General features: G+C 61.2%; 20 protein-coding genes. 18 read left to right on the forward strand and 2 right to left on the reverse strand.

Going from position 1 to position 24,956, the window contains the following annotated elements; all coding sequences use genetic code 11:
* Window positions 1-25: 25 nt before the first annotated feature.
* Window positions 26-829 carry a SirB1 family protein gene (locus HCU66_RS12935; protein ID WP_205888851.1) on the reverse strand — a complete coding sequence of 268 codons (804 nt, stop codon included), beginning with the start codon at window positions 827-829 and terminating at the stop codon, window positions 26-28.
* A gap of 183 nt (window positions 830-1,012) precedes the next feature.
* On the opposite strand from HCU66_RS12935, the gene HCU66_RS12940 reads away from it, so the two are divergent.
* The 4 genes from HCU66_RS12940 to HCU66_RS12955 all read left to right on the forward strand — a co-directional run bounded on the left by HCU66_RS12940 (window position 1,013) and on the right by HCU66_RS12955 (window position 5,383).
* Complete coding sequence (locus HCU66_RS12940; protein ID WP_205888852.1) at window positions 1,013-2,032, forward strand: Glu/Leu/Phe/Val dehydrogenase family protein; 1,020 nt, start codon at window positions 1,013-1,015, stop codon at window positions 2,030-2,032.
* Between the two features lie 131 nt (window positions 2,033-2,163).
* Window positions 2,164-3,255 carry a pyruvate dehydrogenase (acetyl-transferring) E1 component subunit alpha gene (gene pdhA, locus HCU66_RS12945; RefSeq protein WP_205888853.1) on the forward strand — a complete coding sequence of 364 codons (1,092 nt, stop codon included), beginning with the start codon at window positions 2,164-2,166 and terminating at the stop codon, window positions 3,253-3,255.
* On the forward strand, window positions 3,248-4,234 hold the full coding sequence (locus HCU66_RS12950) for an alpha-ketoacid dehydrogenase subunit beta (RefSeq protein ID WP_205888854.1): 987 nt from the start codon (window positions 3,248-3,250) through the stop codon (window positions 4,232-4,234). The genes pdhA and HCU66_RS12950 overlap by 8 nt, the downstream gene beginning before the upstream one ends.
* Before the next feature lie 39 nt (window positions 4,235-4,273).
* Complete coding sequence (locus HCU66_RS12955; protein ID WP_205888855.1) at window positions 4,274-5,383, forward strand: dihydrolipoamide acetyltransferase family protein; 1,110 nt, start codon at window positions 4,274-4,276, stop codon at window positions 5,381-5,383.
* Between the two features lie 67 nt (window positions 5,384-5,450).
* On the opposite strand, the gene HCU66_RS12960 is transcribed toward HCU66_RS12955, so the two are convergent.
* Window positions 5,451-6,911 carry an aldehyde dehydrogenase family protein gene (locus HCU66_RS12960; protein WP_205888856.1) on the reverse strand — a complete coding sequence of 487 codons (1,461 nt, stop codon included), beginning with the start codon at window positions 6,909-6,911 and terminating at the stop codon, window positions 5,451-5,453.
* A 682-nt stretch (window positions 6,912-7,593) separates the two neighbouring features.
* On the opposite strand from HCU66_RS12960, the gene HCU66_RS12965 reads away from it, so the two are divergent.
* The 14 genes from HCU66_RS12965 (at window position 7,594) to HCU66_RS13030 (ending at window position 24,949) form a co-directional block, all read left to right on the forward strand.
* Window positions 7,594-8,262 (forward strand): haloacid dehalogenase type II, encoded by a 669-nt coding sequence (locus tag HCU66_RS12965; RefSeq protein ID WP_205888857.1) that lies wholly within the window; start codon window positions 7,594-7,596, stop codon window positions 8,260-8,262.
* Between the two features lie 36 nt (window positions 8,263-8,298).
* The gene (locus HCU66_RS12970) at window positions 8,299-9,573 is read left to right on the forward strand and encodes an NAD(P)/FAD-dependent oxidoreductase (protein WP_205888858.1); all 1,275 of its coding nucleotides are present in this window, start codon (window positions 8,299-8,301) and stop codon (window positions 9,571-9,573) included.
* Window positions 9,574-9,660: 87 nt separating this feature from the next.
* A complete protein-coding gene (locus HCU66_RS12975) occupies window positions 9,661-11,304 on the forward strand; it encodes an ABC transporter substrate-binding protein (protein ID WP_205888859.1) in 1,644 nt (547 codons plus the stop codon).
* A gap of 46 nt (window positions 11,305-11,350) precedes the next feature.
* Window positions 11,351-12,307 carry an ABC transporter permease gene (locus HCU66_RS12980; RefSeq protein ID WP_205888860.1) on the forward strand — a complete coding sequence of 319 codons (957 nt, stop codon included), beginning with the start codon at window positions 11,351-11,353 and terminating at the stop codon, window positions 12,305-12,307.
* Window positions 12,304-13,176: an ABC transporter permease gene (locus HCU66_RS12985; RefSeq protein ID WP_205888861.1), complete on the forward strand. Its 873-nt coding sequence runs from the start codon at window positions 12,304-12,306 to the stop codon at window positions 13,174-13,176. The genes HCU66_RS12980 and HCU66_RS12985 overlap by 4 nt, the downstream gene beginning before the upstream one ends.
* 1 nt (window position 13,177) lies before the next feature.
* Window positions 13,178-15,022 (forward strand): ABC transporter ATP-binding protein, encoded by a 1,845-nt coding sequence (locus HCU66_RS12990; protein WP_205888862.1) that lies wholly within the window; start codon window positions 13,178-13,180, stop codon window positions 15,020-15,022.
* Entirely contained in the window at window positions 15,019-15,327 is a 309-nt protein-coding gene (locus HCU66_RS12995) for a (2Fe-2S)-binding protein (protein WP_205888863.1), read from the forward strand. Before HCU66_RS12990 ends, HCU66_RS12995 begins: the two co-directional genes overlap by 4 nt.
* Window positions 15,309-16,700, forward strand: a complete 1,392-nt coding sequence (locus tag HCU66_RS13000) for an FAD/NAD(P)-dependent oxidoreductase (RefSeq protein WP_205888864.1) — start codon at window positions 15,309-15,311, stop codon at window positions 16,698-16,700. The genes HCU66_RS12995 and HCU66_RS13000 overlap by 19 nt, the downstream gene beginning before the upstream one ends.
* Window positions 16,697-17,866 carry an NAD(P)/FAD-dependent oxidoreductase gene (locus tag HCU66_RS13005; protein WP_205888865.1) on the forward strand — a complete coding sequence of 390 codons (1,170 nt, stop codon included), beginning with the start codon at window positions 16,697-16,699 and terminating at the stop codon, window positions 17,864-17,866. The genes HCU66_RS13000 and HCU66_RS13005 overlap by 4 nt, the downstream gene beginning before the upstream one ends.
* Entirely contained in the window at window positions 17,863-19,020 is a 1,158-nt protein-coding gene (gene argE / locus HCU66_RS13010) for an acetylornithine deacetylase (protein WP_205888866.1), read from the forward strand. The genes HCU66_RS13005 and argE overlap by 4 nt, the downstream gene beginning before the upstream one ends.
* A 49-nt stretch (window positions 19,021-19,069) precedes the next feature.
* Window positions 19,070-21,151 (forward strand): methyl-accepting chemotaxis protein, encoded by a 2,082-nt coding sequence (locus tag HCU66_RS27685; protein ID WP_205888867.1) that lies wholly within the window; start codon window positions 19,070-19,072, stop codon window positions 21,149-21,151.
* 216 nt (window positions 21,152-21,367) lie between these two features.
* Window positions 21,368-22,825: an NAD-dependent succinate-semialdehyde dehydrogenase gene (locus tag HCU66_RS13020; protein WP_205888868.1), complete on the forward strand. Its 1,458-nt coding sequence runs from the start codon at window positions 21,368-21,370 to the stop codon at window positions 22,823-22,825.
* Between the two features lie 40 nt (window positions 22,826-22,865).
* On the forward strand, window positions 22,866-23,945 hold the full coding sequence (locus HCU66_RS13025) for a tartrate dehydrogenase (protein WP_205888869.1): 1,080 nt from the start codon (window positions 22,866-22,868) through the stop codon (window positions 23,943-23,945).
* 173 nt (window positions 23,946-24,118) lie between these two features.
* Window positions 24,119-24,949: a substrate-binding periplasmic protein gene (locus HCU66_RS13030; protein ID WP_205888870.1), complete on the forward strand. Its 831-nt coding sequence runs from the start codon at window positions 24,119-24,121 to the stop codon at window positions 24,947-24,949.
* Window positions 24,950-24,956: the final 7 nt, after the last annotated feature.

Raw genomic sequence — 24,956 nt, forward strand, 5'->3', positions numbered from 1 at the left:
TACACGGTCCTACAAAGGGCGGTGATCAATGGACGATGGCGTTTGGCGGTAGGTGCCCCAGCCGTTCAGTCAGGCGAATCCGCTGGATCGGATCGTCACAGAGCAGCAGTGCGTGTTCCAGGTCAAATCGCTCGGCATTCGGGCAGTCCAGCCGTTGATAGAGGCTGGCCCGGGCCAGGTAGTCGGAGGCGCTGGCGTTGCCCAGTTCCAGCACTCGTTCAGCGTCGACCAGGGCGTTGATGTAGTCATCGTTCGTGAGGTGCAACTGGCGCAGGTTGCGCGACAACCGTTGCAGCATCTGCGCAGGTTCGGCGGTCTGCAAATGCTCGGCGCTGAGCTTCATGTTCGGCCCGTACTGACGTTGCAGCAGTTCACGACAATCGTTGGGGTACAGTCGGCGTCCGCCACACGGGTCGAGCAAATGATCGGCGCCTTGCACCCGCAGCAGGAAATGCCCGGGGAAGTTGACCCCGACCAGGGGAATTTCCAGCCTTCTGGCCAGTTCCAGCGCAATCAGGCCCAGCGTCAGCGGCTGGCCCCTGCGGCGTTCCAGCACTTTATGGAGCAATGCCACTTGCGGGCGCAAGGGCGTGAAGTCGTCCTGGGCGAACCCCAGGTCATTCATCCGCCGCAACAATGGTTGCGCCAATTCATTCACCGGTAGCATCGGCAACCCGTAGCTGACCCGCTGTTGCAAGTCTTTGAAGTCCGTCAGCACAGTTTCGGGATTCAGCTCTTTATCATGTTCGGCGGCAATCCACAGCGCCGCCTCGAACAGCGCGGGCGGTGATCGTTGCAGACAGTCGAAAAAGCGTTGGCGCGGGGTCATCAAAATCTCCGGGGAATGCCTCGTTTTAGCCCCGTCGCGCGCATTCGTCCAGTACCGAACACAGGCGGTAACAGGTTATGTCCGAAAGCCTCTAAAGCGGCGCCGCTTATTCCGGCGCGTTTCTGCAATTTTTGTGCACAAGCCTATACTGGCGACTACAAGAAGTGATTCGGGAGCCCTACGATGTTCGCTCTCATGCAAAGCACTCGCCTTGAATCGCTGCACCTGAGCGTCGATCCGGTCACCGGGTTGAAGGCGGTGATTGCCATCCATAACAGCCGTCTGGGGCCAGCCTTGGGCGGGTGTCGTTACCTTGCCTACCCCAGCGATGAATCCGCGATCGAGGATGCTGTGCGCCTGGCCCAAGGCATGAGTTACAAGGCGGCCCTGGCCGGTCTGGCTCAGGGCGGTGGTGTTGCGGTGATTATTCGCCCGGCCCATGTGGAAAACCGCGCCGCAGTGTTCGAAGCGTTCGGGCGCTGGATCAATCAGCTCGACGGTCGCTACATTACCGCCATCGACGCCGGCACCTCGGTGGCGGACATGGATTGCATCGCTCAACACACTCAATTCGTCACCAGCACCACCGCCGCGGGCGACCCTGCGCCACATGCCGCCATGGGCGTGTTTGCTGGCATTCGCAGCACCGCCATGGCCCGCCTGGGCAGCGATAATCTCGAAGGCCTGCGCGTTGCCATTCAAGGCTTGGGCAACGTCGGGTACGCCTTGGCCGAACAGCTGCACGCTGCCGGCGCCGAGCTGTTGGTCAGCGACATCGATCAAGGCAAAGTGCAACTGGCCATGGAGCAGTTGGGCGCTCATCCGATCGCCAACGAAGCGCTGCTCAGCACCCCTTGCGACATTCTCGCGCCTTGCGGCCTGGGCGGTGTGCTTAACAGGACCAGCGTGACGCAATTGCGTTGCTCGGCGGTCGCCGGTTCGGCGAACAACCAACTGACCCATCTGGAAGTCGCCGATCAGCTGGAACGCCGGGGCATTTTGTATGCGCCGGATTACGTGATCAACGCCGGCGGGCTGATCTACGTGTCGCTCAAACATCGCGGGGAAGAACTGACGACCATCACCGCGCACCTGTCGAAAATCAGTTCTCGGCTGACCGAAGTCTTTGCCCATGCCCAGGCAGAGAAACGTTCCCCGGCCAGGGTCGCGGATGAGTTGGCGGAGAAAGTGCTGTACCGGTGATGCAGCACGAGTGAACAGTTTGAATCGATAAAGGAGCGAGTGCCTATCCGGCCAACTCGCTCCCCAAACCCTGCGCCACAAGCGTGGGGGCTGACCATTGCACGCCGACCCCGCGTGCCAGGAGCCCTGTGATGCTTCACAAGGTCGAGCTGCCCTACACCCGTTTTTTATCCCCTGACGGCCAGGCGCTCTGCGATCTTCCTGCCTGGGCCGACGACTTCAATCTGTTGACGCGCCTGTATCGGCAGATGGTCCTGACCCGCCTTTTTGACCAGAAAGCAGTCGCTCTGCAACGCACCGGGCGTATCGGCACCTATGCGCCGACCCTGGGCCAGGAAGCCATTGGCGTTGCGGTCGGCAGTTTGATGCACGCCGAAGATGTGCTGATTCCGTATTACCGCGACACCGCCGTGCAGTTGATGCGTGGCGTGCGCATGGAAGAAATTCTCCTGTATTGGGGCGGTGATGAGCGTGGCAGCGACTTCGTCGACCCGGCGGTGGCGCAGGATTTCCCGATCTGTGTGCCGATCGCCACCCAGGCCCTGCATGCCTGCGGTGTTGCCAGCGCATTCAAGATCCGCGGCGAGCATCGGGTCGCCGTCACTACCTGCGGCGACGGCGGAACCAGCAAAGGGGACTTTCTCGAGGCCCTCAATGTCGCGGGCGCCTGGCAGTTGCCGGTGGTGTTCATGGTCAACAATAACCAATGGGCGATCTCGGTACCCCGGCGAATTCAGTGCGGCGCGCCCACCTTGGCGCAGAAAGCCATTGGCGCCGGCTTCCACGGCGAGCAAGTGGACGGCAACGACATCCTCGCCGTGTATGACCGCGTGCAAGCGGCCCTCGAACGGGCGCGTCACGGCAAAGGCCCGGTGTTGCTCGAATGCCTGAGCTATCGCCTCGGCGATCACACCACCGCCGACGACGCCACGCGCTACCGCTCGGCGGACGAGGTCAAGCAGGCCTGGCTCGAAGAACCGATCAAACGCCTGCAACGGTTCATGGCCGGGCAGGGCGTGTGGGACGAAAGCCGCGAGCAGGCGCTGATCAGCGAGTGCCAGGGTCTGGTGCAGGAGGCTGTGGATAACTTCGAAGCGGCGGGCCTGCAGGCGCCGGAATCGGTGATCGATCATGTCTACGCCCAGTGGCCGCCAGCCTTGGCCGAGCAGCGCGAAGAGTTCCTTGAACGGGTAGCGCGCCGTGGAGGTTCGAGCGATGAGTAACGGCAAGGTGACGCTGCTGGAAGCGGTGAATCTGGCGTTGCATCGGGCCATGCGCGAAGACGAGAACGTCATCGTCCTCGGTGAAGACGTCGGGGTGAACGGTGGGGTTTTTCGCGCGACGCTCGGATTGCGTGACAGCTTTGGCTTCAAGCGGGTGATCGACTCGCCACTGGCCGAAACCATGCTCGGCGGGCTGGTGGTGGGCATGGCGGCCCAAGGCTTGAAACCGGTGGTGGAAATCCAGTTCATGGGGTTCATCTACGCCACCATGGAACACCTGGTATCCCATGCCAGCCGCATGCGCAACCGCACCCGCGGACGGCTCACCTGCCCGATGGTGCTGCGCTCGCCGATGGGCGCGGGGATTCGCGCGCCGGAGCATCACAGCGAAAGCACCGAAGCACTGTTCGCGCACATTCCGGGGTTGCGGGTGGTGATCCCGTCCTCGCCGGCCCGGGCCTATGGTTTGTTGCTCGCGGCCATCGACGACCCGGACCCGGTGATCTTTCTCGAACCGACCCGACTCTATCGCATGAACCCGCAACCGCTGCTCGATGACGGTAAACGCCTGCCGCTGGACACCTGTTTCACCCTGCGCGAAGGCAGCGACATCACCTTGATCAGCTGGGGCGCCAGTGTGATGGAAACCCTGCAAGCCGCCACGCAACTGGCTGAGCAAGGCGTCTCGGCGGAAGTGATCGATGTCGCCAGCATCAAACCGCTGGACCTCGACACGATGGAGGCTTCGGTACGCAAGACCGGTCGCTGCGTGATCGTGCATGAGGCGCCGCGCTCCTGCGGGGTCGGTGCGGAGATCGCCGCGAGCCTCTACGAACGGGTGTTGCTGGAATTACAGGCGCCGATCCAGCGAGTCACCGCGCCGGACATCCCGCCGCCGCTGTATCGACTGGAATCGCTGTACATGCCCGGCGTCGAAGACATTCTTCATGCCTGTGACACCGTGCTGCGCCACGCCTGAAGAAGCCCTGAAGAAACGCCAGAGGCCGAGGAGGTTGCGATGAAATATTTCAAACTGCCGGATCTGGGCGAAGGCTTGCAGGAGGCGGAAATCGTCCGTTGGCACGTCAAGGTCGGCGATACCGTCAAGGCTGATCAATTGCTGGTGTCGGTGGAAACCGCCAAGGCGCTGGTGGACATTCCCGCGCCCTACGATGGCGTGGTGGCGAAAACCTTCGGCGGCGAGGGCGACATCCTGCATGTAGGCGAGCCTTTGCTCGGTTATGAAGGCGAAGCGGATGCGGGCACCGTGGTCGGACGGCTCGAGGGCGGCGGCACACATCAGGACGATGCGTTTTTTATCGGCGCCGCGCCTTCGACCCGTGAGCACCTGGCGAACCGCGCCACGCCGGCGGTGCGTCAATTGGCGCGACAACTGGGCGTTGAACTGAGCGCCTTGGTCGGCTCCGGTCAGGACGGCCAGATCACCCGCAGCGATGTGGAAAATGCCGCCCAGACGGAACGTGAGCGCTTTGGCGGTGAGAAGCTGCGCGGTGTGCGCCGCAGCATGGCGCTGAACATGGCCAGGTCCCATGCCGAAGTGGTGCCGGTGACGATTTTCGGTGATGCCGATCTGCATCGTTGGGGGCAAGCGCGAGAACCGCTGATACGTCTGGCCAAGGCCATGGCGGCGGCCTGCGCGGTGGAGCCAGTGCTTAACAGCGCCTTCGACGGCAAAACCCAGTCGCTCAAACAACATGAACGGCTCGACCTGGGCATTGCCGTGGATACGCCTGACGGCTTGTTCGTGCCAGTGCTGCGCGATGTCGGCCATCGCACGTCGGCGGACTTGAGAGACGGTGTGATGCGCCTGCGCGCCGATGTGCAGGCGCGTTCGATTCCGCCTCAGGAAATGATGGGCGCGACCCTGACCTTGTCGAACTTCGGCACCTTGTTCGGCCGCTACGCCAACCCGGTGGTGGTGCCGCCACAGGTGGCGATCCTCGCCGCCGGGGCGATCCGCGATGAACCGGTGGCGGTCGAGGGCGCGGTGGCGGTGCATCCGATCCTGCCGCTGTCCCTGACTTTCGATCACCGCGTGGTCACCGGCGGTGAGGCGGCGCGGTTCTTCAAGGCGCTGGTGACGGCGCTGGAACAACCCGAGGCCTGATGTTTTGCGGGCATGAAAAAGGCCCTGAGCCATTGGGCTCAGGGTCTATTCAATTAGGGCGCGGCGATCAGCCAAATCCAATGATTGCTTTGGTTTCCAGGTACTCCTCAAAGCCGTAGATACCATACTCACGGCCGTTACCGGATCGCTTATAGCCGCCGAATGGTGCCATTGGATCCCAGGCGGGATAATTCAGATGCACTTGTCCTGAGCGGATACGAGAGGCAACGGCCCGTGCAAGATCAAGGTTCTGAGACTGAACATGAGCGCCCAGCCCGTACACCGTGTCGTTTGCGATAGCGACCGCCTCATCGATAGTCTCATAGGGAATGATGCACAGCACTGGACCAAAAATTTCTTCCTGGGCGATCCGCATTGCCGAATCCACCTCGGAGAAAACAGTCGGTCGGGTGTAGTAGCCCTTTTCATAACCCTCTACGCGTCCCGGTCCACCGCAAATGAGTTTTGCGCCCTCATTCAGACCCGCCTCGATCATTGCTTGCACGCGATTGAACTGGGCCTCGTTGGCAATGGGGCCGAGTACCGTATCTTCCGATTGTGGGTCGCCCACGATGATCGCATTGGCGGTTGCGGCCGCCAGCGATTCAACCTGCGCCAGCTTGTCCTTTGGAACGATCATTCTTGTGGGGGCGCTGCATGATTGCCCGACGTTGCGGAACGCAGACATCACTCCCAGCGCAACGGCTTTGGTGAAGTCTGCGTCAGGAAGCAGGACGTTCGGGGACTTGCCTCCCAGCTCTTGCGTGACGCGCTTCACCGTATGGGCGGCCGCCTGTGCGACCAGGGCACCCGCGCGGTTTGAGCCGGTGATTGAAATCATATCGATGTCGGGATGCGCAGCGATGGCTGCGCCGACCTCGGGACCACTGCCGTTCACCAGGTTGAAAACGCCCGGTGGGAGACCCGCGTCATGCACCAGTTGCGCAAAAAGCAGGGCGCTCAGAGGCGACAGTTCGCTCGGTTTCAAGACCACTGTGCATCCGGCAGCAATCGCCGGGGCGACTTTCGCGGTGATTTGATAAAGCGGCCAGTTCCACGGAGTGATGAGACCGCAGACGCCTATGGGTTCGCGTTCAATCGCAGTGCTGCCTTCAACCGTTTGGAAACGATAGGTGGACAGGAGATCACGTGCGACCCGAACGTGTTCGGCTGCGAGGGGCACTTGCATTGCCCGTGCGAAACCGATGGCAGCGCCCATTTCGAGAGAGATCGCCTGCGCAAGAAGCTCTTTTCGCTCAAGGATCAGATCATGGATTTTTCCAAGGATAAGCGCACGCGATGCTGCCGGGGTGGCAGCCCAGCCAGCAAACGCGGCACGGGCCGCAGATACCGCCCGATCAACATCCTCGGCAGACCCTCGCGCGACCTGCGCAACAACGTCTTCGCTTGCCGGATTGACCACCGGCAAACTCGCCGGGCTAACCGGAGCAGACCAACAGCCATTGATATAAAACTGGTGAGACGTTTGCGAATCAACGCTGTAGCTATTCGAAGATTGTGTGGTCATCCAACTGGCTCCCTTAGAGCGGTAACAGGCACTGCGAGCAGCAGAGGGCGGGCTGTCTTTGGGGGGCAATCACCAGCACGTGGCTATGCCGTGTCTTCTTAATAAGCTAACAAAGCAGGCCAGACAAAATGTGCCGTTCTTTATGTTTGCAAAGGATAATCTGCTGTATCTGCCAGGCTAACTTTGCATCAACGTAACTTGACCCCGTTTACGTTGGTAAGCCGTCTGATAAAGCCTCTTGCAGACCTTGGTGACGGGGGAAGCGATGCATATATATAGATGTTGCACTACGCATGTCGTTGATAGATGCAGCCGGTCGATGGCCTTGCCTCTCCCTCGCAGCACAATCAGCGGGGGCGTCCTCAGGAGAGCGCCCGTTCTCGCTCCGACAGTCGTAGATTCCTGCCGCATATTGCGTTGTGCGTGGCGTGTCATCGCACCATAACTGCCCGCAAAGGTGCAGAAACAGGGGGGCGCGCGCCCGAGTCTGGAGCATCCCGCACAGTCTGCTGAGCGAGCCCTGAAAAACGGTGGTTTGTACCAAGCAGCCTGCCCATTTAGCGGTTTATGCATGGTCTTGTGGTGTTGTAATAAATCCGTGATGCGGCGTTACCCCGATGCTTCCCGAACGGAGTAATTGCTTGCCCCACCATGACATCAACAATTATCCAGGACTGCACTCATGAGCTTTCTTCGACCCAAGTTTATTACCTTCGACTGCTATGGCACGTTGACCAACTTCCAGATGGGAAACATGACGCGCGAACTGTTCGCCGATCGTGTTCCAGCCGGGCAAATGGATCAGTTCGTCAAGGACTTCTCCGCCTATCGTCTGGATCAGGTGATGGGTGACTGGCGGCCGTATGATGAGATTATCAAGACCTCTCTGGCGCGGGTCTGCAAGCGTTGGGGCATCGAGTACAAAGGCGAAGGCCAGCTCTATTACGATGCCGTACCGACGTGGGGTCCGCATGCCGACGTACCGGCCGGCCTGGCGAAAATCGCCGACAAGATCCCGCTGGTAATTTTCTCCAACGCGATGGACGAGCAGATCATGTCCAACGTCGACAAGCTCGGCGCGCCTTTCCATAAAGTCTTCACTGCCCAGCAAGCCCAGGCCTACAAGCCGCGCCTGGCTGCCTTCGAGTTCATGCTCGATAACCTCGGCTGCGGGCCGGAGGACGTTCTGCATGTGTCTTCGAGCTTCCGTTACGACCTGATGCCGGCCGACGACATGAAGATCAAAAACAAAGCATTCGTCGCGCGTGGTCATGAACAGCCTGGAAACGCCTGCTACAGCTACCACCAGATCCCGGATATCGGTGGTTTGGCCGGGTTGGTCGGTCTCTGAGTCTCAGGGCTCTCTTCAAGGCAAAAGGGGTTAGAAATGGGCAGTGAGTCCTATTGGCTCGATACCGCACCGGTGTTCACCGGTGCTCAGCTCGGTGCGTTGCCCGGGCAGGTCGATGTGGCCATCGTTGGTGGTGGCCTCACCGGCCTGGCGGCGGCCCGGGCCCTGGCCTTGAAGGGGGCCAGTGTGGTGGTGCTGGAAGCGGGGCGGGTGATTGGCGAGGCTTCGGGGCGCAATGGTGGTCACTGCAGCACCGGCGTTGCCCAGGACTACGCGGCACTGAGTGCCAGCCTCGGCGCTGATAAAGCGCGAGCCTATTACCAGGCCTATGAAAGCGCCGTGCAGAGTGTCGTCTCGCTGGTGGAGCAGGAGCAGATTGCCTGCGACTTGAAACGCAATGGCAAGCTCAAGCTGGCCGCCAAACCGATGCATTACGAAGGCCTGGCGCGCACCTGCGAATTGATTCGGCGAGAGGTCGATGCCGAGGTCGAGTTGCTGTCTGCGCAAGAGGCCCGTGCTGAAGTCAACTCGGCCCAGTTCCATGGCGCTCTGTTGCAGCGCAACGGCGTGCAGATGCACGTCGGACGCTTCGGTGTCGGTCTGGCTGAAGCGGCAGCACGTCGCGGCGCGTCGATCTTCGAAGGCGTGTCGGTGACGGACTGGAAAGCCAGTGCCGGCGGCTATCAGGTCAACACCACCAAGGGCTCTCTGCACGCCAAACAGGTTCTGCTGGCCACAGGCACGTGTCAGCAGGGCGGATTGGGCTGGTATCGGCGGCGGATTGTGCCGGTGGGCAGTTTCGTGATCGCCACGCAGGTGCTACCGACGGCCCTGATCGACAGCTTGCTACCGGCACGGCGTTCCTATGTCACCAGCCGCATGATCGGTAACTACTTCCGCCTGACGCCGGACAACCGCTTGATATTTGGCGGTCGTGCGCGGTTTGCCATGTCCGACAGCGTTTCCGACGCCAAGAGCGGCAAAGTGTTGCAAGCGGCGATGGTCCAGATGTTCCCGCAGTTGGCTGGCGTGAAGATCGACTATTGCTGGGGTGGGTTGGTGGATATGACCTCCGATCGGTTGCCCCGGGCCGGCCAGCATGGAGGGGTTTATTACTCCATGGGTTACAGCGGTCATGGGGTGCAGATGTCCGTGCACATGGGACAGGTCATGGCCGAGGTCATGGCCGGCAAGGTCGAGGCCAATCCGTGGCGCGAACTCGACTGGCCAGCGATTCCCGGGCATTTCGGCAAGCCCTGGTTCCTGCCTCTGGTAGGTGCGTATTACCGCCTGCAGGACTACCTACACTGAGTTCATGGTGTTTTGCTTTACGTTTCAATCGCGCTGCGCGTAATCGCCAGCACTCGAGCCTTCTCATTTGCGAAAGGTAGGACTGACATGACTGACAATAAAAAAAATATCGACTCCCAGTTGATCACCGGTGAAGAAAGTCTGCGTGTTTTCGAAGGGCTCAATCGCGGCATGTCACGCCGCAATGCATTGCAAATGCTGGGATTGGCAGGGGTGGCCGCAGTAGGCGCCAGCAGCCTGTTCGGCGCCGCCGGCAAGCTGTTTGCCGAGGAAGCCGCAAGCCCTGGCAAAGGCAAACCCGGCGGTCGTATCCGCGTCGCCGGCTCGTCCAGTTCCACCGCCGACACCCTGGATCCAGCCAAAGGTTCGTCGTCTACCGACTACGTGCGCCATTTCATGTTCTACAACGGCCTGATGCGTTTCGACAGCCATATGGTGCCGCAACTGGAGCTGGCCGAGCGCATCGAGAGCACTGACGCCACGCTCTGGGTGATTACCCTGCGCAAGGAAGTGACCTTCCATAACGGCAAGGCTCTGACAGCCGCCGACGTGGTGTTTTCTCTGTTGCGGCACAAGGATCCGATCACCGGTTCCAAGGTCCTGCCGCTGGCGTCGCAGTTCGCCGAAGTCAAAGCCACCGGCACCCACGAAGTGCAGATACAACTGAGCGGTCCAAATGCTGAACTGCCGTCCGTTCTTGCCATCTCCCACATGCTGATCGTTCCCGAGGGTACGAGCGATTTCAGCCAGGGCATCGGTACCGGTCCGTTCAAGGCCAAGGAGTTCAAGCCCGGGGTGCGTTCGATTGGTGTGCGCAATACCAATTACTGGAAACCCGGCTTGCCGTATCTGGACGAGATCGAATTCATCGCCATTGCCGACGAGCCGTCACGGATCAACGCCCTGCTCTCGGGCGACGTACAAATCGTCAACGAGGTAAACCCGCGCTCAACGGTCCGCATCAAGGCCAGCACCAAGCATCGGGTCGTGGACTCGCCGTCGGGTAACTACACCGACCTGATCATCCGCCAGGACCAGTTGCCGGGCAAAAGTCCGGAGTTCACCGAAGCCATGAAATTGCTGCTCGATCGGGAACAGATCAAGTCGGCGATATTCCGTGGCTTCGCCAGGGTCGGCAACGATCACCCGATCGCCCCGGGTGCGCGCTTCTACAACGCCGACCTGCCACAACGTGCCTACGACCCGGAAAAAGCCAAGTTCCTGCTCAAAAAGGCCGGCATGGAAAGCATCAGCATGCCGCTGATGTGCTCGCCAGCCGCAACCGGTTCTGTGGACATCGCCGTGCTGCTGCAGCAGTCAGCCAAAGAGGCGGGGCTCAAGCTCGACGTCAACCGTCTGCCGAGCGATGGCTACTGGTCCAACCACTGGGCGAAGCATCCGCTGAGCTTCGGCAACATCAACCCGCGGCCCAATGCCGACATGCTTTTCTCGCAGTTCTTCCAGTCGACAGCACCCTGGAATGAGTCCGGCTGGAAAAACGAACAGTTCGACCAACTGTTGGTACAAGCCCGAGGTGAAACCGACGAGGTCAAGCGCGGCAAGATGTACGCAGACATGCAAACCCTGGTGCATGAGCACGGCGGTATCGGCGTGCCGGTGTTCATCAGCAACATCGATGGCGCCGACCAGCGCGTCAAAGGCTATGGCACCAATCCCCTGGGCGGATTCATGGGTTACATGTTCGCCGAGCAGATCTGGCTGGACGCGTGATGAAAGATAGGTTTTTGCTGCAGCGATATTGCATGAGGGTAGGGTGATGAATAGCAACACACTGTGGTTGATCGGCCGGCGCCTGGGCGCGGCGATCGTGACCTTGTTGATTGTGTCCATGGTGGTTTTCGCCATCACGGCGGTGCTGCCGGGAGACGCGGCGCAACAGTCTCTGGGGCAGTTCGCCACGCCGGAACAAGTGGCGGCCTTGCGCCTGAAAATGGGGCTGGATCAGCCCGGTGTGTTGCGTTACCTGCACTGGTTGATGAGCCTGCTCAGCGGTGACATGGGGCTGTCTGTGTCCAATGCCATGCCGGTCAGCGAGTTGATGGCCGGTCGGCTGCCCAACACCCTGATGCTGGCGGCCGCCACGGCGCTGGTGTCAGTGCCGGTAGCGCTGATCCTCGGTATCGGTTCAGCCATGGGCCGGGGCGGGCGCATCGACAGTGTCCTCAGCTTTTTCACCTTGACCATGGTGGCGGTGCCGGAGTTTCTGGTCGCAACCCTGGCGGTGCTGATTTTCGCGGTGAACCTGGGCTGGTTATCGGCGCTGTCCTACGCCAGTGACATCACGTCACCCTGGCAATTCATGCGCACTTACGCGTTGCCGGTGATGACGCTGTGCTGCGTGATTGTCGCGCAAATGGCGCGCATGACCCGGGCGGCGGTGATCGATCAGCTCGACAGTCCTTACGTGGAAATGGCCCGGCTCAAAGGCGTGAGCAAGATGCGGATCGTCCTGCGCCATGCCTTGCCCAATGCCATCGGGCCGATTGCCAATGCCATCGCCCTGAGCCTGTCCTACCTGTTGGGCGGGGTGGTGATCGTTGAAACGATCTTCAACTACCCCGGCATCGCCAGCCTGATGGTCGATGCCGTGACCAACCGCGACATGGCACTGGTTCAAGCCTGCACCATGTTGTTTTGTACGGCGTATTTGACGTTGGTGCTGATTGCCGACCTGTGCGCGATTCTTTCCAATCCGAGGCTGAGAAATCAATGAACAATCTCATTGTGAAATCGCCGGCTACTACCAAATTGGCGCTGGGCAAGGTTTCCCATGGATCGTCCTGGCTCGGCCTGATCGGCGCTGCGATGTGTGTGATCTGGTTGCTGGTGGCCATCTTCGGCCCATGGCTGGCACCCCATCCAGTGGGGGAAGTGGTCTCTGATAATGTTTTCGACAACCTGAGCGCGGCTTACCCGTTCGGCACCGATTACCTGGGCCGCGACATGCTCAGCCGGATCCTCGTCGGCGCACGATTCACCGTCGGCCTGGCGTTGGTGGCCGCGGTGTTGGCCAGCAGTCTGGGAACTAGTTGTGCCTTGTTGTCGGTGGTGTCACCGAAGTGGCTGGATGAACTGATCAGTCGCTTGATGGACGCTTTCATTTCGATCCCCAGCAAGATGCTGGCGCTGATCATGGTCTCGGCTTTTGGCTCCTCGGTCACCTTGCTGATCTGCACGGCGGTATTGAGCTTCACCCCGGGCGCCTTCCGCATCGCTCGCAGCATGGCGGTGAACATTGAAGCGCTGGAGTACGTGCAGGTAGCCCGTACCCGTGGCGAGCGCCGGTTGTATGTGGCTTGCGTGGAGATTCTGCCGAATATGCTCAACCCGGTGCTGGCAGACCTGGGGCTGCGCTTCGGTTTCATCGTGTTGTTGCTCAGCGGCATGAGCTTCCTGGGCCTGGGTGTGCAACCGCCGGATGCCGACCTCGGGTCGCTGGTGCGCGAGAACATCGGCGGCCTCAACCAGGGCGCGCCGGCCATCGTGATTCCGGCCTTGGCCATCGGCACCCTGACCATCGGTGTGAATCTGTTTATCGACCGGCTGTCTTCGCGACGTAGTCGACGTTCGGGAGGTCATTGAAATGAGTGAATTGATACGAGTTCAGGACCTGCGAGTGGTCGCCTGTGGCGAACTCGGTGAGGTGGAAATCGTCAAGGGCGTGAGCTTTTCCCTGCAAAAAGGTGAAGTGCTGGCGTTGATCGGTGAGTCCGGCTCCGGCAAGACCACCATTGCCCTGGCGTTGCTCGGATACGCCCGGCGCGGTTGTCGACTGGCTGGCGGCGTGGTGCAAATCGGCGAGCACGACATGCTGGCGTTGAGCGAAAGCGAACTGCAAGGCCTGCGGGGCAACCGGGTGTCGTATATCGCCCAGAGCGCCGCCGCGGCGTTCAATCCGGCGAAAAGACTCATCGACCAGGTGGTGGAGGGCGCGTTGATTCATGGTCTGGGCAGCCAGGCCGTGCTTGAGGCCAAGGCTATCGAGTTGTTCCGCGACCTGGCCCTGCCTGACCCCGATCACATTGGCCAACGCTACCCCCATCAAGTCTCCGGCGGGCAACTGCAACGGGTGATGGCGGCCATGGCGCTGATCAGCGATCCATTGCTGGTGGTGCTCGACGAGCCGACGACGGCGCTTGATGTGACCACCCAGATCGATGTGCTGCGCGCCTTCAAACGGGTGGTCCGTGAACGTGGGGCGACGGCGGTCTATGTGTCCCACGACCTGGCGGTAGTGGCGCAGATGGCTGACCAGATCGTGGTGCTCAATGGCGGCCAGATCTTCGAACAGAGCGCCACCGGACCTTTGCTCGATGGTCCGTCCCATGAATACACCCGCAGCCTGCTGGCGGCGGCGCGGCCGGACACGACGATCCGCCCGCCTTGCGGCATCGCCGAAGAGACGCCGCTGCTGACCATCCAGGGGCTGACCGCCGGTTACGGCAACAAGAACGCGCAAGGCATGCCGGCCATTCGCGTGCTGGAAGACATCGACCTGACGGTTCGCAGAGGCCAGGCCATCGGCGTGATCGGTGAGTCGGGTTCCGGCAAGTCGACCCTGGCGCGAGTGGTGGCCGGATTGTTGGCACCGGCCCTCGGCGGGTTGACCTTCGATGGCCAGCCCTTGGGCGGCAGCCTGTCGTCGCGCACCGACGAGCAGTTCCGACGCATTCAAATGGTCTTCCAGAATGCCGACACGGCGCTCAACCCGATGCACAGCGTCAGCACCATCCTGAGCCGACCGCTGAAGATGTATTTCGGTCTCAAGGGCGCCGCACTGCGTCAGCGTATCGATGAACTGCTGGACCTGGTGCGCCTGCCACGGAACCTGGCTGACCGTCGTCCGAACGAACTGTCCGGCGGGCAAAAGCAACGGGTCAACCTGGCGCGGGCCCTGGCAGCCAAGCCGGATCTGATTCTCTGCGATGAAGTGACCTCGGCGCTGGATACCGTGGTCGGTGCGGCGATTCTCGAACTGTTGCGCGACCTGCGTCAGCAACTGGGCGTGTCGTACCTGTTCATCAGCCATGACATCTCCACCGTGCGGGCGCTGTGCGACGACATTGTGGTGATGTACAGCGGCCACAAGATTCAGGCCGGTACTCGGCAATCGTACGCCCAGGCACCGTTCCATCCCTATACCGACCTGTTGATCCATTCGGTGCCGGAGTTGCGCCAGGGCTGGCTGGAAGCTTGCGGAACAACAACCTGCGGCACGCTGCCGCCGATCGGGGCCAAGGCCGATGTGCCAGGGCTGTGCACCTTCCTCAATCGTTGCCCGGTGCGAGTCGACGGTCTGTGCAATCGCGTCCCTGCGCCCCGTCGGACGATTGTTGGCGGCAGTGAAGTCCTTTGCCACCACGACAGTGCCGAGTTGCTGAAAACTCAGCAGGATTCAAACAGCATGACTGTGGGAGCCTATGCATGAACGGGCGTTTCGTAAGGCTGGCCGAACAGGGCCGGCCAACCGTCAAACTGAAAGTAGATGGCGCGCCCATTGAGGCACTGCAGGGCGATACGCTGATGGTCGCGTTGTTGACCCAGGGTTCGGCATTGCGCCAATCGGAGTTCGATCCGGGCCGCCGCGCCGGTTTCTGCCTGATGGGCGCCTGCCAGGATTGCTGGGTCTGGACCCGCAGCGGTGAGCGTCTACGCGCCTGTTCCAATGAGGTCCGGGAAGGGCTGGATATTGTCACCACACAACCGGAGGCGATATGGCCACTGCGCGGCTGAGCACTCATCGAGTCGTTATCGTCGGCGCCGGGCCGGCGGGCACACGTTGTGCCGAAACCTTGGTCGCCGCTGGCTTCAAGCCGATCCTGATCGACGAAAATCGCCGCGATGGCGGGCAGATCTACCGTCGGCAGCCGCAAGGGTTCACCCGGGATTACGCCACCCTGTATGGCACTGAAGCCGACAAGGCCAAAGACCTGCACCAGAGCTTCGACCGTTTGCGCGGGCAGATCGACTACCGTCCGGACACGCTGGTGTGGAACCTGACACCGGGGCAATTGTGCTGCGTCAGCCAAGGCAAACACTCGACAGTGGATTACGACGCACTGATCCTGTGTGCCGGCGCGACCGACCGCTTGATGCCGGTTGAAGGCTGGCAGTTGGCGGGTACCTATAGCCTCGGCGGAGCGCAGATTGCGCTCAAGTCTCAGGCGGTTTCCATCGGCCACCGCGTGGTGTTCATGGGCAGCGGGCCGTTGCTGTATCTGGTCGCCAGCCAATACGTCAAGGCTGGCGCCAAGGTCGCGGCAGTGCTCGACACTTCCCCTTTGAGCAAGCGCATCGGTGCCTTGCCCAAACTGCTGGCGCGCCCTGGATTGCTGTTCACTGGAATGAAACTGCTGGCGCAGCTGTATAAGGCGAAGATCCCGGTGCATCTGGGCATTTCGCCGCTGCAAGTGCTGGGCGATGCGGCCAGCGGTGTCAGCGGGGTGCGGGTGCGCACGGCGCGCGGTGACACCTTGACGGTGGATTGCGATGCCGTGGCGCTGGGTTACCACTTGCGCCCGGAAACCCAATTGGCCGACCTGGCCGGTTGCCGTATGCGCTTTGACGAGGCGTCCAGCCAGTGGTGGCTGGCCACCGATGAAGACGGTCGGACCTCAGTCAGCGGTGTGTATGCCGCCGGTGACGGTTCGAAGATTCGCGGTGCCGATGCCGCCGAGTGTGCCGGGAGACTGGCAGCCATGGCGTTGCTGGAGGATCTGCAGCAACCGGTGAACGTCGGGTTGCGCGACGAACAACGGCACGCGCTGGCGGTGATGGATGAGTTTCGTCTTGGTCTGGCACAGGCGTTTCCCTGGCCTGCGGCGCAAGCCAAAGCCTTGCCGGACACTGCCGTCGTCTGCCGCTGCGAAATGATCACGGCCGGCGAGTTGCGCCGTACCGTCAGTGAAAAGGGTGCCTGTGAAGTCAATCGGGCCAAGGCCTTCAGCCGGGTCGGCATGGGCCGCTGCCAGGGGCGTTATTGCTCCCAGGCCGGGGCTGAGGTGATTGCTGCCGCGGCGGGCATTAGTGTGCAACAGGTCGGCCGACAACGAGGTCAGGCACCGGTCAAACCCCTTTCGATACTCACCGAGGAGGTGTCGCCATGACGCTACACAAAGCCGATGTCGTCATTGTCGGCGGCGGCCTGATGGGCACGGCGGCGGCGTTTTTCCTGCGTCAGCGCGGGCAGTCGGTGATTTTGCTGGAGCGCGACCAGATCGGTCAGTACGCCAGTGGGGTGAACTTCGGCAACGTGAGGCGCCAGGGGCGTTACCTCGGGCAGCTGGAATTGGCCAACCGCTCCTGGGCGCTGTGGAAGCGTCTGCCGGAGCTGATCGACGATGACCTCGAATTCATCGCCAGCGGCCATATGCGGGTGTGTTACCGCGAAGACGAGATCGCCGAGCTGCAAGCCTACGCCGACGCTCCCGAGGCCCGTGAACTTGACTTGGAGATCATAACGGGCAAGGCCTTGCACGAGCGCTTCCCCTTCCTCGGGCCGGATGTGAAGGGCGGTTCTTATGCGCCCCACGATGGCCATGCGAACCCGCGTCTGGCGGCACCGGCGTTTGCCCGGGCGGCACGTCGCCTCGGCGCGCGCATCGAAGAGCGCACGGAAGTGGCCGAGGTGCAGAAGGTCGGCGGCGAGTTCAGCATCAGCACCACCGACGGCCGCCAGTTCAGCGCCGAGCGTTTGTTGATTACTGCCGGCGCCTGGGGGCAAAAGCTTTCGGCGCAGTTTGGCGAACCCGTGCCGTTGGAAACCCATGGCCCGCAAATGGCCGTGACCGAACCGGTGCCGTACGCCTTGCCGACGGTGATCGGCGTGTACACCAAAATTCCCGAAGAATTGATTTATTTCCGCCAGATACCCCGCGGCAACATCATCATCGGCGGCGGCTATCGCAGTGAACCGGACATGCTCAACCGCCGGGCCTATGTCGAGCCGCGCAGCATTCTCAATCAGCTGGATCAGATGCGTCGTCTGCTGCCGGGTGTCGGCAACCTGAACATCATCCGTGTGTGGAGCGGCATCGAAGGCTACCTGCCTGATTCCCTGCCCGTGATGGGGCCAAGCGGTACGGTTGATGGTTTGTTCTATGCCTTCGGTTTCTGCGGCCATGGTTTCCAGCTCGGCCCGGGGGTCGGCGACGTGATGGCCGAACTGATCAGCACCGGCAGCACCAGCACTTCGATTTTGCCGTTTTCCATCAACCGGTTCGCGTCTTCAGCCGAGCAACGGACAACTGAGCAAAGGAGCAGGGCCTCATGAAGCCCCGTGTACTGGACATTCTCAACCGCCTGATGGCCTTTGACACCGTCTCTTCGGAGTCGAACATGGCCTTGATCGAGTACGTGCGCGATCTGCTGCTGACCAAGGGCATCGAGTCGCTGATCGTCAAGGATGAAAGCGGCAAGAAAGCCAACCTGTTCGCCAGTACCGGTCCACGGGAAGTGCCGGGGATTCTGCTGTCCGGGCACACCGATGTGGTGCCGGCAGCGGGGCAGGCCTGGACCTTCCCGGCGTTTCAGGCGACGGTGCAGGACGGTCGGATTTATGGCCGAGGCAGTTGCGACATGAAGGGCTTTGTCGCACTGGCGATCGACGCCATGCTCGACGCCGCCGATCATTCATTGAACCGGCCGTTGCAACTGGCGCTGTCCCATGACGAAGAAATCGGCTGCGTGGGTGTGCGACGATTACTGGATGTGTTGCACCTGGCACCGGTGCGGCCATTTTTGTGCGTGATTGGCGAACCCACCCATATGCAGTTCGTGCTCGGGCACAAGGGCAAGGGGTCTTATCGCACCTACTGTCGCGGCCTGGAGGCGCATTCCTCGTTGGCACCGCGTTCGGTCAATGCGATTCACGTGGCCTGCGATTTCATCGCCGCGTTGCGTCAGAGCCAGCAGCAACTGCAAGAGCAGGGCGCCCGGGATGCCGATTACGACGTGCCCTACAGCACCGTGCATGTCGGGCAGATTGTCGGCGGCAAAGCACTGAATATCGTGCCGAACCTGTGCACCCTCGATTTCGAAGTGCGTAACTTGCCGGCGGACGATCCGGATCAGTTCCTGGAGCAGATGCGCGAGCGTGCCGAAGTGATCGTGCGCGAAGCCAAAAAGCTGTCCAGCGTGGCGGATATCGAGATCGAAACCCTGAACGTCTATCCGGGCCTCGATACCCACCCGAGCGTCGAAGCGGTGCGCTTTCTGAAAAGCTTCGCCGCACCGGACACCGGCACTGCCAAAGTCTCGTTCGGTACGGAAGGCGGGTTATTCAAGCAGCGTCTGGACGTGCCGGTAGTGGTCTGCGGCCCGGGCTCCATTGAACAGGCGCACAAGCCTGACGAGTTCATCGAGATCAGCCAGATGGAAGCCGGCGAGCATTTCCTGCAAGGGTTGTTGGGCTCGATGCGGCTTTAGTGCTCCGGGAAAAACCGCCAGCCATTCGCAACCCTTCCGGAGTCCTCCCATGAAAGTGCTTGAACGCCTGTCATTTTCTGGCAAGTTCGTCTTGCTCGGCTTGCTGGCCGTGACCCTGATTGCCACTCCAACTACCCTCTACGTGCTCGACGCGTATCAGGATAACGACCAGACGAACCTGGAGCTGCGCGGCATACAACCGGTGCAGGCGTTGCTCCAGCTGGTCCACTTGACGCAGCAGCATCGCGATTTGTCATCCGTCGTGCTGGGTGGCAGTTTAGCCTTGGGCCAGGCGCGTCTGGACAAACAGGCCGAAGTGGAGAGTGCCATCGAGGCAACCGAGCGCTCATTACAGGAGGCCGAGGTCGACCCCGACATCCTGGCGGCCTGGCGGCAGGCGCAGCAACAATGGCGCGAGCTGGCCGGCGACGTTGGCCAGGTAACTGTAAAAGGTCCGCAGAGTCTGGCCCGGCATAGCCAGTTGATCGCAGCCTTCCTGCTGATCGAGGATGCACTGCTTGATCACTTCAAACTGTCGCTGGATCCGGTTTTGGGGACTTACTCGCTGATGGCGGGTGCCCTGATCGAGTTGCCGCAAGCCACCGAGTTGTTAGGCCAGTTGCGCGGTGCCGGCGGCCTGTATCTGGCGCAGAGCCGGATCCTGCCCGAGCAACAAGGTGCCCTGCGGGGGCTGGCCACCCAAGCGCTGAGCAGCGTTGACAAGACGACACGAGCCTTGACCAAGGCGATTGCCGCCCAACCGGAACTCAAGGCGCTGCTGGAAGCGCCGCTAACGGCGCTAGGTCCGCAAATCCGGCGGGCGCTCGAACTCAGTAATGCGCAATTGGTATCGGCCGTCGAAATGGACCTGGATTTCACGGCCAGCGTAAGTCCCACAGGGAACAACGAGCCTACCGATGCCCTGTACGCGCTGAAGCTGAATTACCCGGTCGGCGACTACCTGACCGCTTACAACGAACCTGTGGATGCCCTGTATGCCCTCGGCCGCTCAGCGCTGACGGCACTCGATGAGGAACTATTGAAACGCCGCGACAATAACCGGCAAAACCTGGTCGTGATGTCGGCAGGTTTGTTGGCGCTGCTGTTGGCCGGCGGGACCTTGGCAACCTTGATCGTGCTGCGTCTGCTTAAACAGTTGGCGATTGCCATGGCGGCCGCCGAGCGTATCGCCAAGGGCGACCTGACCCAACCACTGGATATCGTTGGCATGGATGAAGCGGCGCGCCTGCTGCAGGCGCTTGAGCACATGCAGATGAATCTGCGTCGTACGGTCAGACAGGTTTTGAGTTCTTCCGATCGGCTGGCCACGACGTCTGCTCAATTGAGTGCCGTGACCGATGACGCCACCCTTGGTTTGCAACGCCAGAGCGGCGAACTCGACCAGGCCGCCACGGCGGTCACTGAAATGACTTGCGCGATCGAAGAGGTGGCGCGCAATGCCGCCTCGGCTTCGCAGGTCTCCCAGACAGCAGACCAGCGCTCGCGTCAGGGACAGGAGAGCGTCAGCCGTACAATCGATGCCATCGAATCGTTGACCGAGGATATGGGGGATACCGCGCAGGCCTTGCAAGTCCTGGCAGGCCAGATAGGGGATATCGGCTCGGTGCTGGATGTGATTCGCGGCGTTGCCGAGCAAACCAATCTGCTCGCCTTGAATGCCGCGATCGAGGCGGCTCGCGCGGGCGAAAGCGGACGGGGTTTCGCCGTCGTGGCCGACGAGGTCCGGGCCTTGGCGCAACGAACCCAGGAATCGACCAGGCAGATCGAGAACATCATCGGCGCAGTGCAAAAAGGCAGTCAGGGTACCCTGCAAGCGATGCAAAGCAGCAATGGTAAAACCCGCGAAGCCCTGGAGGTCGCCCGTACGGCCGGCACGGCACTGAATGCCATTGTCGCCGACATCGCCCGGATCAATGAACGCAATCTGTACATTGCAAGTGCCACTGAAGAGCAGTCGCATGTTGCCCGGGAGGTGGACCGCAACCTGCTCAATATCCGTGATGTTTCCCAACAGGCTTCGGCCGGAGCCAATCAGAGCCAGGCGTCCAGTCGGGAGCTCGCCGGCTTGGCCAGTGAGCTCAATGGAATGGTCAGGCACTTTATCGTCTGACCGCGACTCGTCGTGCTCGATCCAGGCTTGATGACCGGCCGCGTCTCGTTACCGGGGGACCCAAAACCAGCCGCGACGATGGTCATCACAAAGCAACAGTAGAGCCTGCCGTCGAATGCTGATTTTCAGCATTCAAGGCTGCTGGGACGGCGCTTTCAGCATCCTCGCCTGTGGTGACGCAATAGACTGAAGGCTGTCTCGGAACAGGACTCGACCATGCTCAAGAATCGCCTGAAAGACCCCAGCCTGCTGGTACAACTCGCTTACATCGACGGTCAGTGGATCAGCGCCGATGACGCTGCCACCCTTGACGTCATAGACCCGGCCAGCGGCGAATGTCTGGCCCGGGTTCCTGCCCTGCAAGGCATTGAAACCCGCCGCGCCATCGTGGCCGCCGAACAGGCCTGGCCGGCCTGGCGGGCGCGCCCTGCAGCAGAGCGCGCCGCTCTGCTGGAACGCTGGTATCAAGCGATGCTCGATAACCTCGACGACCTGGCGTTGATCATGACCTGCGAGCAGGGCAAGCCGCTCAACGAAGCCAAAGGCGAGATCCGCTATGGCGCCAGTTTCGTCAAATGGTTCGCCGAGGAAGCCCGCCGGGTTTACGGCGAGACGATACCGGCACCCAGCGGCGACCGTCGGCTGCTCACGCTCAAGCAGCCGGTCGGCGTCTGTGCCGCGATCACTCCGTGGAACTTCCCCAACGCGATGATCACCCGTAAATGCGCGCCGGCTCTGGCCGCGGGGTGCCCGGTCATTGTCAAACCCTCGGATCTGACCCCGTTGTCGGCCTTGGCGCTGGCGGTGCTGGCCGAGCGCGTCGGCATTCCGGCCGGTGTATTCAACGTAGTGACCGGCATGCCCGCCGGCATCGGCGAAGAACTGACCGGCAACCCGACGGTGCGCAAGATTTCCTTCACCGGTTCCACCGCTGTCGGTCGGCTGCTGATGCGCCAGAGCGCCGAACACATCAAGCGCTTGAGCCTGGAACTTGGCGGTAACGCGCCGTTCATTGTGTTCGACGACGCTGATCTGGAACAGGCAGTGGCCGGCATCATGCAAAGCAAGTTCCGCAACGCCGGACAAACCTGCGTCTGCGCCAACCGGATTCTGGTGCAAGACGGGATCTACGAGCGCTTCGCCCAGCGCCTGGTGGAGGAGGTGGGCAAGCTCAAGGTCGGCAATGGCCTGGACGCGGATGTCACCATCGGCCCACTGATCAATGCAGCAGCGGTAAGCAAGGTCGCCCGACATATCGACGACGCCTTGAGCCAGGGTGCCCGTCTGCTTTGTGGCGGTATCCCCGAGGGCGACAGCCAGTTCGTCCAACCGACGGTGCTCGGTGAGGCCCATGCCGGGATGTTGCTGGCCAACGAAGAAACTTTCGGCCCGGTCGCACCACTGATGCGCTTCACCAGTGAAGAAGAGGCACTGACCCTGGCCAATGCCACGCCCTATGGCTTGGGCGCTTATTTCTTCACCCAGGACTTGCGTCGTTCATGGCGGTTCGGCGAGGCGCTGGAGTTCGGCATGATTGGTCTCAACACCGGGCTCATTTCCATGGAAGTCGCCCCATTCGGCGGTATCAAGCAGTCGGGCCTGGGTCGCGAAGGCAGCAAGTACGGCCTGGATGAATACCTTGAAGTCAAAGCCTTCCACATCGGTGGGCTGTGATCCGGTCACAGTTTGAACAGAGATTGAGGAGCCACGATTGATGAGCAAACCATTCAGAATCGCCGCGATTGCCGGCGATGGCATTGGCAAGGAAGTCTTGCCGGAAGGGCTGCGGGTACTGGAGCAGGCCGCGAAGAAATGGCAACTGGATTTGAGCATCGAAGTGCTCGATTGGGCCCACTGCGACTACTACCTGGAACACGGGCAGATGATGCCCGCCGACTGGTTCGAACAACTCAAGGGCTTCGACGCGATTTACTTTGGCGCCGTGGGCTGGCCGGACAAGGTGCCGGACCATATTTCCCTGTGGGGGTCGTTGCTCAAGTTCCGCCGCGACTTCGACCAGTATGTGAACATCCGTCCGGTGCGGCTGTTTCCGGGCGTGCCGTGCCCGCTGGCCGGGCGCGAAGCCGGGGACATCGATTTCGTGGTGATCCGGGAAAACACCGAAGGCGAGTATTCCTCGGTCGGCGGCAAGATGTTCGAAGGCACCGAGCATGAGTTCGTGCTGCAGGAGTCGGTGTTCACCCGGCGCGGCGTAGATCGGATTCTCAAGTTCGCCTTCGACCTGGCCCAGACCCGGCCGCGCAAACGTCTGACCGCGGCGACCAAGTCCAACGGCATTTCCATCAGCATGCCCTACTGGGACGAGCGCACGGCGCTGATGGCCCAGCAGTACCCGCAGGTCAGCTGGGACAAGCAACACATCGACATTCTCTGTGCGCGCTTCGTGCTCCAGCCCGATCGTTTCGATGTGGTGGTGGCGTCGAATTTGTTCGGCGACATTCTGTCCGACCTAGGACCTGCCTGCGCCGGGACCATCGGCATCGCCCCCTCGGCCAACCTCGATCCGGAGCGGCGCTTCCCCTCGCTGTTCGAGCCGGTCCATGGTTCGGCCCCCGACATCTATGGGCAGAACATCGCGAACCCGATTGCGATGATCTGGTCCGGCGCCTTGATGCTGGACTTCCTGGGCAATGGCGATGAGCGCTATCGCGCGGCCCATGACGGCATTCTCAAGGCCATTGAGCAGGTCATCTCCGAGGGGCCGATCACTCCCGATCTAGGAGGGCAGGGCTCTACCCAGGATGTCGGTATGGCAATCGCCGCGGCGCTTTGAGCCGAGGCCACAACCGGTAGGTTGGGAAGCTCTATTCATTCTTGTGTGTCACCCTTTTTAGCCCGTTCACACTGCGGGCTTTTTTTTTGTTTATCGCGCCCGTTTTTAACATCCCTTCCCTTATAGCGAAGGGGGTAGCGGAGGGGATCAACGGAATGTGAAGGAAGCCTTGCATGCGGATGTTGCTGATGGTTTTACTGGGGTGTGCGCTGCACTCAAGGAGTTGGGCGAGCGACCCTATAGACGTGGTCATTCTTTGCGACGCTGGCTACCCGCCCTACAGCTACGCCGAGGGGGATGAGGCCAAGGGGCTTTACACCGATATTCTGCGCACCGCCTTTACCCGCATGCCAGGTTATCGCGTGCATATTCGTCCCGTGCCTTGGGCACGCGGTCTGGCAGAAGTGGCCAGCGGTCGTGCGTTTGCGCTCTATCCACCTTACTACCGACCCGGCGCTCGGCCCTGGATGGACTACTCGCGGCCTATTCTGAAGGAAAAAGTAGTCGTCTTCGTGCGCTCCGAACTGGCGCGAAAACGGCCGATCGAACGCTTCCCGCTCGCCTATGGCGACCTTCACATTGGCGTGAACAGAGGGTTCATGAGCATTGACGACCAGGACTACAAAAACATGCTGGCCACAGGCGCACTGAAGCAAAGTTATGCCAATGACAACCGTACCAACCTGGCCAGGCTCTATCACGGGCGAATAGATGTCTATATCAATGACCGCCTTTCGGTCCAATGGGAGCTTGATCAGATGCAGCGCGAGGGGGTCTTTGCCCGGAATGATCTCAGCTGGCTAGTCGAGGGACCTTGGCTCTCCGGTGAGGCGGCGTACCTGGGTTATACCCGGCTCAATGCCTCGGCTTACCCTTACAAGCCAAAATTCATGCAGCTCCTCGATAAGGTTCTGGCGGAGCTGGAGCGTGATGGCAGCATCGAACGCCTGGCGAAAAGTTATGATTTGGTTAACCCCTTGTACTCCCCGGGTGATGGCATCTAGGTCTGCC

The sequence above is a fragment of the Pseudomonas frederiksbergensis genome, assembly GCF_017114915.1.
GTDB lineage: Bacteria > Pseudomonadota > Gammaproteobacteria > Pseudomonadales > Pseudomonadaceae > Aquipseudomonas > Aquipseudomonas frederiksbergensis_I.